This is a genomic window from Streptomyces sp. NPDC031497, from assembly GCF_055580905.1.
In genome coordinates this window covers 64,939-77,865 of record NZ_JBVIKO010000002.1, presented here as the reverse complement: position 1 = coordinate 77,865, position 12,927 = coordinate 64,939, and the positions used below count along the sequence as shown (strand labels likewise).

Here is a 12,927-nt window from a genome sequence, read left to right as displayed (position 1 = left end):
CGCCTCATCCCAGGAGGGGCCGTCGGTTCCCCTCCGAACCGACGGCCCCTCCGCGCCCCTCCGCGTTCCCCCTTCGTTACCGGGGCAGCACCACGACATACGCGGCCGGGTCCCGGTCGTCGGCCGCCATCAGTGCCGTACGGACCACTGCCGCCTGCTGCTCCATCGAGTCGCGGAGCTTCTTCGGGGTGAGGTGGACGACGGTGATGCCCAGCCGCTCCAGGTGCTCGCGCTTGCGGGCGTATTCGGACCACAGGGCGTCGTCGCCCTGCCGACCGCCCTGGCGCGGGGCGCGAGTGTCCAGTTCGACGGCGACGGCCTGCTCGGGCCAGTAGGCGTCCAGGCCGCCCAGGTGGGGGCCGCCGGGGAGGCGCAGGTCCACGTTCCACACCGGGTCGGGGAGACCGTACTCGCGGACCATCCGGTAGAGGCGGTCCTCGGCGATGGCCCGGCCCTCGGCGACCAGCGAGTCGACGGCGTCGACCACATGCGGGCGGGACAGCAGCTTCGCCTCGTTCAACGCCCGTACCACCGCGGCCGGTTCGCAGTGGTGGCCGCGTACCGCCTCCGTCAGCAGCCGGCGTACCGCCTCCGCGTCGGTCAGGTCCGCCACCGCGTCGGCGAGGGCGCGGGGGACCGGGGCGACGGGCAGGCCCGTCACCGGCTCGGGGGTCGGCAGGGCCGGGGTGCGCAGCACCCGGACGTAGGAGGTGGAGCGGATCCGGCGCAGGCGCGGGACCAGGACGTCCACGTGGTCCAGGGAGAGGAGCGGCGGGGTGGACGAGAAGCCGTGGAGGGTCAGCGCGGCCAGGCCCGTGATCATCGCCTCCGGGTAGACCGTGCGGTGCGGGGAGTCGGCGCTCGGCTGGGTGGGGACACCGGGGGCCGCCTCGCGGGCGGCGAACAGCAGCGCTCCGTGCAGGCGTTCCTCGCTGGTCGGCGGGCCGGGGTGGAGCAGGATCACACCGGGGAGCAGTTGCTGCCAGGGGCCGCCGGCCCGGCTCTGCTCGGCGATCTCGGTGGCCGGGACGCCGTGGGAGCGGAGCTGAGCCGTCGTCAGCACCCGGCGGTGGACGTCGGAGAGGTGACGGAGAGGGCGGGGGGAGAGTGGGGTGTTGTGGGTCATGGACCGGAGATTCCCGTGTCCGGTCTGCACCTTAACCGCTGTTACGTTCCTGTTGAAGAATGCGGACAACACGGTGCTAAAGGTCAGGTGTTCGAGTGCCGAGTAGGAGGCGAAAACCCCTGGTCCGAACGGGTGCGGACCAGGGGTTACGGCCATGATTGACTGAATTCCGTAACGGTCACCCGGCGGGCAACCCAAGGCCAAAGGTCAGGCGGTGGCGGCCCCCGCGTCGCACTCCTGTGCGCGCAGCGTCCGGGCCAGGTCGTCGCGGGCCTCCAGGACCAGCCGGCGCAGTGCCGGCGGCGCGTCGGCGTGGGCCGCCAGCCAGGCGTCCGTCGCCTCCAGTGTCTCCGGGCGGTCCTGGAGCGAGGGGTACAGGCCCCGGACCACGTCCATGCCGATCTGGATCGAGCGGTCCTCCCAGATCCGTTCGATGACCTCGAAGTACTTGTCCGCGTAGGGCGCCAGCAGGTCCCGCTGGGACGGCTGGGCGAAGCCCGCGATCGTCGCCTCCACGAGCGCGTTGGACAGCGCCTCCGACTCCACGACCTGCGCCCAGGCCTGCGCCTTCACCGCCGCCGAGGGCCGGGCGGCCAGGCAGCGCACCTGGTGGCGCTTGCCGGACGCGGTGTCGTCGCGGCCCAGTTCGGCCGCCAGCGCGGACTCGTCGGCCACACCGTGCGCGGCGAGGGGTTCGAGGAACGCCCAGCGCAGCTCCTGGTCGACGTCCAGGCCGTCGATCGTGGCCGTGTCCGACAACAGCTCCTGGAGCAGCCGGAAGTCGGCCCCGTCCGCCGCCGTCGACGCGAAGAACCGCGCCCAGGCCAGCTGGTGCTCACTGCCCGGTTCGGCCTGCCGCAGCTCCCGCAGGGCGCCCTCGGCGAGCCGCAGCCCGGCCGTCTCCCGCCACTCGGGCGCCACATAGCCGATCAGCGCCGTGTTCGCCCACGCGTGCAGCATCTGCAGCACCCCGATGTCCGACTCGCGGCTCGCGAACCGCAGCACCAGGTCGACGAAGTCCCGGGCCGGCAGCAGCGCGTCCCGGGTCAGGTTCCACAGCGCCGACCAGCACAGGGCGCGGGCCAGCGGGTCGGTCAGGGCGCCCAGGTGGTCCCGGAGCGTCGCCAGCGAGGTGTCGTCGAAGCGGATCTTGCAGTAGGTGAGGTCGTCGTCGTTGACCAGGACCAGCTCCGGGGCCTCGGCGCCCGCCAGGTCGGCGATCACCGTGCGCGGGCCGTCGACGTCCGCCTCCACGCGCGCGTACCGCTCCAGCGTGCCCTCGGCCGTGCGGCGGTAGAGGCCGATCGCGACCCGGTGCGGGCGCAGCTCGGGGTGGGACTCGGCGGCCTCCTGGACCACCGCCAGCTCGGCCACCCTGCCGTCCCCGTCAAGGAGCACCTGCGGGGTCAGCGAGTTCACCCCCGCCGTCTGCAGCCAGGACCGCGCCCAGGCGCTCATGTCCCGGCCGCTGGTCTCCGCCAGGACCGACAGCAGGTCACCGAGCCGGGTGTTGCCGTACGCGTTGCGCTTGAAGTAGCGGCGGGCGCCCTCCAGGAAGGCGTCCTGGCCGACGTAGGCCACCAGCTGCTTGAGGACGGAGGCGCCCTTGGCGTAGGTGATGCCGTCGAAGTTGAGCTTGGCGTCCTGGAGGTCGCGGATGTCGGCGGTGACCGGGTGCGTCGACGGCAGCTGGTCGGCGCGATAGGCCCAGGCCTTGCGGCGGTTGGCGAAGGTGGTCCAGGCGTTGCTGAAACGGGTCGCGTTGACGTTGGCGAAAGCGCCCATGAAGTCCGCGAAGGACTCCTTCAGCCACAGGTCGTCCCACCACACCATGGTGACCAGGTCGCCGAACCACATGTGGGCCATCTCGTGCAGGATCACATTGGCGCGCGCCTCGTACGACGCCTGCGTCACCTTGCCCCGGAAGATGTACTCCTCCCGGAACGTCACCAGCCCCGGGTTCTCCATCGCGCCGAGGTTGTACTCGGGCACGAACGCCTGGTCGTACTTCCCGAACGGGTACGGGTAGTCGAAGTGGTCGTGGAAGAAGTCCAGGCCCTGCCTGGTGATCAGGAAGACGTCGTCCGCGTCGAAGTAGGGCGCCAGGCCCTTGCGGCACATCGCGCCGAGCGGGATCTCCAGCGTCGAGCCGTCCGGCAGGGTGCGGGAGTACGTGTCCGTCACGTAGTGGTAGGGCCCCGCCACCACGCACGTGATGTACGTCGAGATCGGCTTCGTCTCCGCGAACCGCCACACCCCGTCGGCGAGTTCACCGGCCCCGTTGCTCCACACCGTCCAGTCCTCGGGCGCCCGCACCTCGAAGCGGAACGGTGCCTTGAGGTCCGGCTGCTCGAAGTTCGCGAAGACCCGGCGGGAGTCGGCCGGCTCGTACTGCGTGTAGAGGTAGACCTCGCCGTCCTCGGGGTCGACGAAGCGGTGCAGGCCCTCGCCGGTGCGGGAGTAGGCGCACCGGGCGTCCACCACCAGCTCGTTCTCCGCGGCCAGGTCCTCCAGCGCGATCCGGGTGCCGTCGAAGACCTCGCCCGGGTCCAGGTCCTTGCCGTTCAGTGTCACCGCGGTCACGCTCGGCGCGATCAGGTCGGCGAAGCTCGCCGCGCCCGGCTCGGTGCAGCGGAAGCGGATCGTGGTCACCGAACGGAAGGTGCGCGGCTCGTCCTGGCCCTCGCCTACGGCCGACCGCACGTCCAGTGACACGTCGTAGCCGTCCACCGACAGCAGGGCGGCCCGCTCCCGAGCTTCGTCGCGGGACAGATTCTCACCGGGCACGGGCGGCACTCCCTCATCGTTGTCGGCACGTCGGAACAGCACCGATCCTCCCATGCGCCCCTGACCGGGGGATCCGGGAATGGGGTGACCGGTGTCGGTGTTGCGGCTGGAAAAGGACTGTATTCCGAGGAGAGCCATGCCCGAGACGGTGACGAGTTCCGGCAAGACCCCTGTCGACTTCTGGTTCGACCCGCTGTGCCCCTGGGCCTGGATGACCTCCCGGTGGGTCCTGGAGGTGGAGAAGGTCCGCGACATCGAGGTCCGCTGGCACATCATGAGCCTCGCGGTGCTCAACGAGCCCCGGCTCGACGAGCTGCCCGAGGAGTACCGCGAGCTGCTGGAGACCAAGGCGTGGAAGCCGATCCGCGTGGTGACCGCGGCCTGGCAGAAGCACGGTGCCGACGTCCTCGGCCCGCTGTACACCGCGCTCGGCACCCGTATCCACAACAACGGCGAGGGCCCGACCCTGGAGGCCGTCGCGGGCGCCCTCGCGGACGTCGGTCTGCCGGCCGACCTGATCGACTACGCCGAGCAGGAGGACTTCGAGTTCGACGCCGAGCTGCGTGCCTCCCACAAGGAGGGCATCGACAAGGTCGGCCAGGACGTCGGCACCCCGGTCATCGCGGTCCCCGGCGCGGACGGCGAGCAGATCGCCTTCTTCGGCCCGGTCGTCACCCCCGCCCCCAAGGGCGAGGAGGCGGCCCGCCTGTGGGACGGCACCCTGGCGGTGGCCTCCGTCCCCGGCTTCTACGAGATCAAGCGGACCCGCACCAAGGGTCCCGACTTCAGCAACCTGTAGGCCGGTCGCGGGCACAAGCCCTGACGAACCCCTACGGGAAAGCCCCCGCGAGTCACTCCCCCAGAGGGGGTGCCCCCACTCGCGGGGGTTTCCCTTCTTCCGCCTGCCCCCGTGAGCGGTGAGAAGACGATCACGAGGCAGGACGCTTTGAAGGCTCAGGGAGCCAGCAGCAGCACGTCCGCGCGGGACTTCGCCGCCTCGTGGCGCCTGGCCACGTCCTGCCAGTCGACGACGGCCCACATGGCGTCGATGAAGTCGACCTTCTGGTTCTTGTACTGGAGGTAGAAGGCGTGCTCCCAGGCGTCGAAGACCAGGATCGGGGTGGAGCCCTGGCCGACGTTGCCCTGGTGGTCGTAGACCTGCTCGACGATCAGGCGGCCGCTGAGCGGCTCGTAGGCGAGGACGCCCCAGCCGGAGCCCTGGGTGGTCGCGGCGGCCTTGGTGAGTTGGGCCTTGAAGCCGGCGAAGGAGCCAAAGGACTCGGTGATCGCGTCGGCCAGGTCGCCCACGCCGTCGGTGGCCAGCGGCTCGCCGCCGCCGTCCTTCGGGCCGGTCATGTTCTGCCAGTAGATGCTGTGCAGGATGTGGCCGGACAGGTGGAAGGCGAGGTTCTTCTCCAGGCCGGTGACCGAGCCCCAGCTGTCCTTGTCCCGTGCCTCCGCGAGCTGCTCAAGGGTGTCGTTGGCGCCCTTGACGTAGGCCGCGTGGTGCTTGTCGTGGTGCAGCTCGATGATCTCGGGGCTGATCACGGGCGCGAGTGCGGAGTAGTCGTAGGGCAGTTCGGGGAGCGTGTAGACGGGCATGGGCGTGAGTCCCCTCCGGACCTCTTATTGCAATAGACTTGCAACTACACGTTAGCAACAAGAAGCCGGGTGCGGGCAAGAGACAAGGCCCCCACGTGTCGTCACGTGAGGGCCTCGGGAAAGGGGCGGGGGTCAGCCGGCGGCGACCGCGGTCACGCGGCCACGGGCGTGTAGTGCGAGGCGTCACCCTCGATCGAGTAGCTCTCCTTGCCCTCGATGCCGGCCGGGACGTCACCGGCGACGGTGACGCGGTGGAGGCGGCGCGGCCGGCCGTCGTAGTTGTCGACGGCGTAGTGCTGGGTGATGCGGTTGTCGAACAGGACGAGCTGGTCGGGGGACCAGCGGTGGCGCAGGATGTTCTCGGGGCGGGTGACGTATGCCTGGAGCAGATCGAGGACCTTGCGGGACTCGTCCTTCGACAGGCCGACGATCCGCTGCGCGAACCCGCCGATGAACAGCCCGCGTTCACCGGTCAGCGGGTGCACCCGGACGACCGGATGGACCGTGCGGAACTTGATCGACGTGAACTGGGCGCGCTGGGCGGCCTTCTCCTCGTCGATCTCCTCGTCCGGTACGGCGTAGTCGTAGTCGTTGGTGTGCTCCGCCCACAGCGTGTCCGCGAGCGCGCGCAGCGGCTCGGGCAGGTCGCGGTAGGCGGCGGCCGAACTGGCGATCAGGGTCTCGCCGCCGTACGGCGGGATCGTGAGGGAGCGCAGGGTGCTGGCCTGGGGCGGGTTCAGGACGAACGTCACGTCCGTGTGCCAGTGGTTGGCCCGGCCGCGCTCGCTGTCGACGGGCAGCACGTTCGGGGCGCCGTCGACGGCGGGCACCGTCGGGTGGGCGGTGGTGAGGCCGCCGAAGTGCCGGGCGAAGGCCTCCTGGCCCGCGTCGTCGAGGTGGACGTCGTCGAAGACCAGGGCCTTGTGGACGTTCAGGGCCTCGCGGATAGCCGCGACCTGCTCCTCGTCGAGCGGCTTGGCGATGTCCACGCCCAGGACCTGGGCGCCTATGTTCGCGGTGACCTTGCGGATCTCGATGGACATGCGGGGCGTCCTTTCAGACGGTGGCGAGTGCGGGAGCGACGTACTGGTTGGCGGGGCGGGGCAGGCCGTAGCGCTCCCGCAGGGTGCGGCGCGGGCCGTATTCCGTGCGCAGCAGGCCGCGGACGCGCAGGATCGGGACGACGTGGTCGACGAAGGCCTCCAGGCCGGAGGGCAGCACCGGCGGCATGATGTTGAAGCCGTCGGCGGCGCCCTGGGTGAACCAGGTCCCGATCGCGTCGGCGATCTGCTCGGGCGTCCCGGCGAAGGTCAGATGGCCGCGGCCGCCGCCGAGCCGGCCGATCAGCTCCCGTACGGTGAGCCGGTCGCGGCGGGCGAGTTCGACGACGAGCGTGTAGCGGCTCTTGGCCCCCTCGACGGCGTCCTCGGACGGCAGGTCGGCCGGCAGTGGCGCGTCCAGCTCCAGGGTGCCGGGGGCCAGTTGCAGGAGCCGCTCCAGGCGGTCGACACCGTGCCGGTGCACGATGTGGTCCTCGAGGATCCGCTCGTTGGCCCGCGCCTCGGCCTCCGTCGAGCCGATCACCGGGACGATGCCCGGCAGCACCTTGATGTGGTCCGGGTCCCGGCCGGCCGCGGCCGTACGTGCCTTGAGGTCGGCGTAGAAGGCACGGGCGTCCTCGATGGTCTGCTGCGCGGTGAACACCGCCTCGGCGTACCGGGCCGCGAACGCCTTGCCGTCCTCGCTGGAGCCCGCCTGCACCAGCAGCGGGTACCCCTGCGGGGAGCGCGGCACGTTGAGGGCGCCCTCGACACTGAAGTACGGCCCCTGGTGCCGGGGCGGGTGGATCTTCGCGTCGTCGCCCCAGACGCCGGCCGCCTTGTCGGCGACGATCGCGTCGTCCTCCCAGCTGTCCCAGAGCTTCAGGGCCACGTCGAGGAAGTCGGCGGCCCGGGCGTACCGCTCGGCGTGCGCGGGCTCCGCGTCCAGACCGAAGTTGCGGGCCGCCTCCGCCCCCGCGGTGGTGACGATGTTCCAGCCCGCCCGGCCGCCGCTGACGATGTCCAGGGAGGCGAACCTGCGGGCCAGGTTGTAGGGGGAGTTGTAGGAGGTGGAGGCGGTGGCGATCAGGCCGATGTGCTCGGTGGCGGTGGCCAGCGCGGTGAGCAGGGTGAGGGGTTCGAGCGCCCCGGAGGGCCGCTGCTCGACACTGCCCCACAGGTGCGGGCCGTCGGCGAGGAACAGCGAGTCGAAGGTGCCGCGCTCGGCGGTCCTGGCCAGCCGTACGTAGTGCGCGAGGTCGGTGTGCGCGTAGGGGTCGCTCTCCGGGAGGCGCCAGGAGGCCTCGTGGTGACCGGTGTTCATGAGGAAGGCGTTGAGGTGGAGCGGGCGGGTCATGCGGGGTCCTCCGTGACACCGAGGGCGGCGAGCAGCCGCTTCCGATAGAGGGCGCTGGGCTGGGTGCGGTCGACGGTCAGGTCGAGGCCGATCCGGCCGTTCTCCAGGACCAGGACGCGGTCGGCGAGGACGATCGCCTCGTCGACGTCGTGGGTGACGAGCAGCACGGACGGCCGGTGCCGCTTCCACAGCTCGCGCAGCAGGTGGTGCATCTTGATGCGGGTGAGGGCGTCGAGCGCCCCGAACGGCTCGTCGGCGAGGAGCAGTTCGGGCTCGCGCACCAGGGAGCGGGCGAGCGCGGCACGCTGCGCCTCGCCGCCGGACAGCTCGCCCGGCCAGGCCCGCTCCCGGCCGCCGAGGCCGACCTCTTCGAGCGCGGAGCGGCCTTTCGCGTGGGCGTCCTTGCCGTCCAGTCCCAGCACCACGTTGTCCAGCACCCGGCGCCAGGGCAGCAGCCGGGAGTCCTGGAAGACCACCGACACCCGTTCCGGGGCGGTGAGTTCCCCGCTGCCGGTGACCCCGTGGTCGAGCCCGGCGACGGCCCGCAGCAGGGTGGACTTGCCGGAGCCGCTGTGTCCGAGCAGGGCGGTGAACTGCCCGGCGGGCAGGTCCAGGTCGACGCCGTCGAGGACCGTACGGCCGCCGAACGACCGGGTCAGACCCCGGAGCCGGACGGCGGGGCGGGTCAGCTGCTCAGTGTGCGGCGCCATGACAGCACCCTCCGTTCGATGCCGCGGACCACGGTGTCGGAGACGAGGCCGAAGACGCCGTAGATCAGCAGGCCGACCAGGATGATGTCGCTGCGGCCGTAGTTCTGGGCCTGGAACATCATGTAGCCGAGGCCGCTGGTGGCGTTGATCTGCTCCAGGACGACCAGGCCGAGCCAGGATCCGGTGACACCGAGCCGGAGTCCCACGAAGAATCCGGGCAGCGCGCCGGGGATCACGATCTGCCGGATGAACTGGAGCTTCGACAGGTCCAGGACCTCGGCGAGTTCGACGTACCGGCTGTCGATGGCGGACAGCGCGGCATGCGTGTTCAGGTAGACCGGGATGTAGACGACGATCGCGATGATGGCGATCTTGAAGGTCTCGCCGATGCCCAGCCAGAGGATGAACAGCGGGATCAGACCGAGGGTCGGGATCGCCCGGTTGATCTGCACGGTCCCGTCGATCAGCGCCTCCCCGGTCCGGGTGAGCCCGGCGGCCAGGGCCAGCAGCACCCCGGCGGTCAGCCCGATCGCGAAGCCGTACCCGGCCCGCTCCACGGAGGTCAGGACGTCGGTGCGCAGTGTCCCCCCGGTCCACAGGTGGTACGCCGTGTCCAGGACCGTCCAGGGCGCCGGGATGGCGCCCGGGTCGAGCTGCCCGGCGGCGGACGCGATCGCCCAGGCGGCGAGGAAGACCAGGGGCCCGGCCAGCCGGGCGGCGGGCAGCCGGCGGCCGGGGGAGAGGCGGCGGCGCGGGCGGACCCGGCGGGCCTCCTCGTCGACGGGAACCGGCACGGTGCCGGTGGCCACGGCGGTCATTTCCGGTACTCCGCCGGTACGGCCTTCGCGGCGATGGACTCGAAGCGGTGGTCGAAGAGCGAGGAGACGTCGGTCTTCTTCACGAAGCCGCCCTCCGCCAGCAGATCGGCGGTCTCCTGCTCCCACTTGATCGCCTCGTCCCAGCTCGGCGGGAACAACGGCTTGTTGGCGAGCTTCGTGATGCCCTGGGCCTGGGCGAGGGTCAGGTTCTGGGTCCTGACGTAGAACTCCTCGTTCCAGGTGTCCGGGTTCTCCCACTGCCAGACCAGGCCCTTGGCCCACTGCGGGATGTACGCGGCGATCGCGGCCGCCTTCGCCCGGTCGTTCAGCACCCCCTGCGGCGCCCACAGCAGGTTGAGCAGGTCGACGACGTCGGTGGCGATCGTGTGGGCGCCCTTCGCGCCGTACTGCTGGAGGTAGGCCGGCGCCTGGGTGTTGCCCAGCGGGGCCACGTCCACCTGGCCGGACTGCAGGGCGGTGAGGAACTGGTTGCTGGTCAGCTGCACCAGCTGTACGTCGTCGTAGGCCAGCCCGGCCTCCTTCAGCGCCCGCAGCAGCACGACCCCCTGGGCCTGCCCCTGCGAGAACGCCAGCTTCTTGCCCTTGAACTCGGCGACCGTGCGGATGTCGCTGCCGGGCTTGGTGGCGAACAGGTAGTTCGGCTTGCGGGTGATGTTGATCGCCACGATCTTCGCGGCGAAACCCTGGAACTGCGCCTGGATCGGCGGAATTCCCGCGTTGTTGGCGAGGTCCAGCGACTTGGCGCGGAACGCGTTGATGACATCGGGGCCGGCCCCGATGTTCGCCCAACTCGACACCGTGAATGGCAACTTGGGCAGCTTCGCCAGCTTGAACTGCAACTGCTGGATGCCCTGATAGGAGGCGACTTTCAGGCTGGTGCCGGCCGGAACCTTGGCGGCCAGCGGGGCGGTGGACGCGCCGGCCGTCTCGGCGGCGGCCGTGCCGCCGGCGCAGCCGCTGAGCCCGGCCACGGCCGCCGAGGCGCCGAGCAGCGAGGTGAGGAAGAGCCGGCGGTCGATGCCGGAGGAGGACGCAGAAGGCATGGGAGGGCTCCGGGGAGAAAAGCAGCTGAGAAGCAGCAGAAAGGCAGGGAGAATTCCCGGCGACAGAAGGCCGGAAAGAGAGATCTCACGCAGCGGGAAATGAGCGCTCGGGGCGCGTCAAGACGTCAGCAACAGAGGGTGCGACAGGTCATGAGAAAGATGTTCCTTGCCGTGGTCGACGGCTGTCAACATTCCGCGTTTCTGAATTAAATAAGCCATGGTGACGCGCTCAGCGGGTCCCGGTACAGCACGTCCAGGACCACCGAACCGCCCGCCACCGCCAGCACGGAGTCCCCGAAACTGGTCGGCGCGACCACCGCGGCCCGCTCCGGTCCGACCGCCTCCCGCAGCGCGGCCAGGCAGTCCTCGCGGTTCAGTACCCCCACCTCGGTGACCACCACGCTCTCCGGGTTGAGGACGTCCAGCAGCAGCCCCGCCGCCCGCCCGGTCAGCCGCGCCCGCTCCACCAGCAGCCGCACCGCCACCGGGTCACCGGCACCGGCCGCCGCGAGGACGTCCATCGGATTGGCGCCGTCGAGGACCCCGGCCGCCCGGGCCCGCCGCACCAGCGTCCGCTCGCTCAGCTCCACCTGGAGACAGCCGGTGCGCCCGCAGCCGCACGGCTCGGTGCCGCCCGGCACCGGGAGATGGGCGATCGTGCCGGCCTGCGAGCGCGGGCCGTGGTGCACCTCGTCGCCGGTGGCGAAGGCCGCGTCGACCACGTTCCCGACGAACAGATGCAGCACGCTCCGGCTGCCCCGGGCCCGCCCGAAGAGCCGCTCCCCGTTGACCAGCGCGCGGGCGTGCCCGTCCACATGGACCGGCAGCCCGGTGCCCGCGCCGAGCAGCTCGCGCACCGGCACCTCGCGCCAGCCCAGCAGCGGGTGCTCGACGACGGTCCCGGAGTCCCGGTCCACCCAGCCGCCGACCGCGACCCCGACACCCAGCGGCCGGCTGCCCGGCACCCCGTCGAGCAGCGCGGCCAGCCCGGCGGCGGCCCGCTCCAGCACCCCGCGCGGCTCGGTGTCCCGGTGCTTCAACTCCCGCCGCACGACCACCCGTCCACGCAGGTCGAGCAGTGCGACCGTGGTGTACGGCACGGCCACGTGCACCCCGCCGACCACGAACCGCGAGTCGTCCAGGTCGACGGGGACATGCGGCCGGCCCACCCCGCCGGCCCGGCGCGGCGCCTGCGCCTCCCGGATCAGGCCGAGTTCGGTGAACCGGGCGCAGTAGTCGGTGACGGAGGCGGGGGAGAGGCCGGTCAGCCGGGCGATGGTGGAGCGGGCCACCGGTCCGTGCTCCAGTACCGACCGCAGGACCACGCTGGCGCTGGCCCGCCGCCGGTCGCCGGGGGGAGAGATGAGCGGGGGTGCCGCGGTACGGGGCATGGGAACCGTCCTCGGGAACGGGGGCCGACACGTCTCGGAGGGCGAGGCGCGCCGGGTCCGGTCCCTGCCGCGCGGCCTCAGACCGGACGGCGACAGGTGGCAGCCCCTTGCCGTCGCAGGTCGACATAGCGACGCGACGTGAAGTTCCGGGACTGGGCGACCATGTCCGAAAGCGTAGGCCAGCGACCCGGAATCCCACCAGACCACTGGGATTCGATTGGTGGAACTCCACAGGCCTGTTCAACGCCGTTGACGTGACTGAAACATCTCTGCCTCAGTGATCGGCGTCACCTCAGACCGTGTGTAGCCCACATCCTTTGTGGGGAGCCCACCAAGTGCCCGTTCCGGCCTTTGTCGATCGCTGACGTGTTCGGCTCAGGCGGCCCGGGATAGCGTCACGGTGTTCCCTGCTTGTCTGCCCACCCTCACCTCGCGGAGTCCCCATGAGCACCGCCACCGCAGCCGCGTCGACCCGCACCGGCACCGTCCTCGCCGACCTCCTGCCCGCGTCCCGGGTGCGCGACGTGGCCCTCGTGGCCGGCGGCGCCGCGCTCACCGGCCTCGCCGCCCAGATCGCCGTCCCGGTCCCGGGTTCCCCGGTCCCGGTCACCGGCCAGACCTTCGCGGCCCTGCTGGTCGGCACCGCCCTCGGCGCCCGCCGCGGCCTGCTCTCCCTCGCCCTGTACGCGCTGGCGGGCCTCGCGGGCGTGCCGTGGTTCGCGAGCGGCACCTCCGGGGTCTCCGTCTCCTTCGGCTACATCCTCGGCATGATGCTCGCCTCCGCCGTCGTGGGCTCCCTGGCCCGCCGCGGCGCCGACCGCGACGTGCTGCGGATGGCGGGCACGATGCTGCTCGGCGAGGCGGTCATCTACGCGATCGGCGTGCCGTACCTGGCCTACGCCGCCCACCTGTCCGCGTCCGCGGCGATCGCCGCCGGCCTCACCCCGTTCCTGATCGGCGACGCGGTGAAGGCGGCCCTGGCGATGGGCGCGCTGCCGGCCGCCTGGAAGCTCGCCGGCAAGAGCTGACGGG

11 protein-coding genes are annotated in these 12,927 nt (G+C 71.4%); 2 read left to right on the top strand and 9 right to left on the bottom strand.

Annotation, left to right across the window (positions count from 1 at the left end):
- Positions 1 to 76: 76 nt before the first annotated feature.
- Positions 77 to 1,126 carry a hypothetical protein gene (locus tag ACZ5K7_RS03640; RefSeq protein ID WP_468910010.1) on the bottom strand — a complete coding sequence of 350 codons (1,050 nt, stop codon included), beginning with the start codon at positions 1,124 to 1,126 and terminating at the stop codon, positions 77 to 79.
- 207 nt (positions 1,127 to 1,333) lie between these two features.
- The gene (gene pepN, locus ACZ5K7_RS03635) at positions 1,334 to 3,913 is read right to left on the bottom strand and encodes an aminopeptidase N (protein ID WP_468910007.1); all 2,580 of its coding nucleotides are present in this window, start codon (positions 3,911 to 3,913) and stop codon (positions 1,334 to 1,336) included.
- Positions 3,914 to 4,049: 136 nt separating this feature from the next.
- Here pepN and ACZ5K7_RS03630 point away from each other — a divergent pair, with 136 nt between their 5' ends.
- Entirely contained in the window at positions 4,050 to 4,712 is a 663-nt protein-coding gene (locus ACZ5K7_RS03630) for a mycothiol-dependent nitroreductase Rv2466c family protein (protein ID WP_351691021.1), read from the top strand.
- 155 nt (positions 4,713 to 4,867) lie between these two features.
- Here the strand turns inward: ACZ5K7_RS03630 and ACZ5K7_RS03625 are convergent, their stop codons facing one another.
- The 7 genes from ACZ5K7_RS03625 to ACZ5K7_RS03595 all read right to left on the bottom strand — a co-directional run bounded on the left by ACZ5K7_RS03625 (position 4,868) and on the right by ACZ5K7_RS03595 (position 11,895).
- Positions 4,868 to 5,515 carry a superoxide dismutase gene (locus tag ACZ5K7_RS03625; RefSeq protein WP_468910003.1) on the bottom strand — a complete coding sequence of 216 codons (648 nt, stop codon included), beginning with the start codon at positions 5,513 to 5,515 and terminating at the stop codon, positions 4,868 to 4,870.
- A 152-nt stretch (positions 5,516 to 5,667) separates the two neighbouring features.
- On the bottom strand, positions 5,668 to 6,558 hold the full coding sequence (locus tag ACZ5K7_RS03620) for a TauD/TfdA dioxygenase family protein (protein WP_351691025.1): 891 nt from the start codon (positions 6,556 to 6,558) through the stop codon (positions 5,668 to 5,670).
- Between the two features lie 13 nt (positions 6,559 to 6,571).
- The gene (locus tag ACZ5K7_RS03615; protein WP_468910000.1) at positions 6,572 to 7,912 is read right to left on the bottom strand and encodes an LLM class flavin-dependent oxidoreductase; all 1,341 of its coding nucleotides are present in this window, start codon (positions 7,910 to 7,912) and stop codon (positions 6,572 to 6,574) included.
- Positions 7,909 to 8,622, bottom strand: a complete 714-nt coding sequence (locus ACZ5K7_RS03610; protein ID WP_468909997.1) for an ABC transporter ATP-binding protein — start codon at positions 8,620 to 8,622, stop codon at positions 7,909 to 7,911. The genes ACZ5K7_RS03615 and ACZ5K7_RS03610 overlap by 4 nt, the downstream gene beginning before the upstream one ends.
- The gene (locus ACZ5K7_RS03605; protein ID WP_351691035.1) at positions 8,598 to 9,440 is read right to left on the bottom strand and encodes an ABC transporter permease; all 843 of its coding nucleotides are present in this window, start codon (positions 9,438 to 9,440) and stop codon (positions 8,598 to 8,600) included. The genes ACZ5K7_RS03610 and ACZ5K7_RS03605 overlap by 25 nt, the downstream gene beginning before the upstream one ends.
- On the bottom strand, positions 9,437 to 10,504 hold the full coding sequence (locus ACZ5K7_RS03600) for an ABC transporter substrate-binding protein (protein WP_468909993.1): 1,068 nt from the start codon (positions 10,502 to 10,504) through the stop codon (positions 9,437 to 9,439). The genes ACZ5K7_RS03605 and ACZ5K7_RS03600 overlap by 4 nt, the downstream gene beginning before the upstream one ends.
- Positions 10,505 to 10,710: 206 nt before the next feature.
- Positions 10,711 to 11,895, bottom strand: a complete 1,185-nt coding sequence (locus ACZ5K7_RS03595; protein ID WP_351691041.1) for an ROK family protein — start codon at positions 11,893 to 11,895, stop codon at positions 10,711 to 10,713.
- Between the two features lie 443 nt (positions 11,896 to 12,338).
- On the opposite strand from ACZ5K7_RS03595, the gene ACZ5K7_RS03590 reads away from it, so the two are divergent.
- Positions 12,339 to 12,923, top strand: coding sequence for a biotin transporter BioY (locus tag ACZ5K7_RS03590; RefSeq protein ID WP_468909989.1), 585 nt, complete (start codon positions 12,339 to 12,341; stop codon positions 12,921 to 12,923).
- The last annotated feature ends 4 nt before the right edge of the window (positions 12,924 to 12,927 follow it).

Coding starts and splice junctions, on each gene's coding strand:
- ACZ5K7_RS03640 (WP_468910010.1), bottom strand. CDS start 1,126: ATGACCCACAACACCCCACTCTCCCCCCGCCCTCTCCGTCACCTCTCC.
- ACZ5K7_RS03625 (WP_468910003.1), bottom strand. CDS start 5,515: ATGCCCGTCTACACGCTCCCCGAACTGCCCTACGACTACTCCGCACTC.
- ACZ5K7_RS03605 (WP_351691035.1), bottom strand. CDS start 9,440: ATGACCGCCGTGGCCACCGGCACCGTGCCGGTTCCCGTCGACGAGGAG.
- ACZ5K7_RS03620 (WP_351691025.1), bottom strand. CDS start 6,558: ATGTCCATCGAGATCCGCAAGGTCACCGCGAACATAGGCGCCCAGGTC.
- ACZ5K7_RS03610 (WP_468909997.1), bottom strand. CDS start 8,622: ATGGCGCCGCACACTGAGCAGCTGACCCGCCCCGCCGTCCGGCTCCGG.
- ACZ5K7_RS03600 (WP_468909993.1), bottom strand. CDS start 10,504: ATGCCTTCTGCGTCCTCCTCCGGCATCGACCGCCGGCTCTTCCTCACC.
- ACZ5K7_RS03595 (WP_351691041.1), bottom strand. CDS start 11,895: ATGCCCCGTACCGCGGCACCCCCGCTCATCTCTCCCCCCGGCGACCGG.
- ACZ5K7_RS03630 (WP_351691021.1), top strand. CDS start 4,050: ATGCCCGAGACGGTGACGAGTTCCGGCAAGACCCCTGTCGACTTCTGG.
- ACZ5K7_RS03615 (WP_468910000.1), bottom strand. CDS start 7,912: ATGACCCGCCCGCTCCACCTCAACGCCTTCCTCATGAACACCGGTCAC.
- ACZ5K7_RS03590 (WP_468909989.1), top strand. CDS start 12,339: ATGAGCACCGCCACCGCAGCCGCGTCGACCCGCACCGGCACCGTCCTC.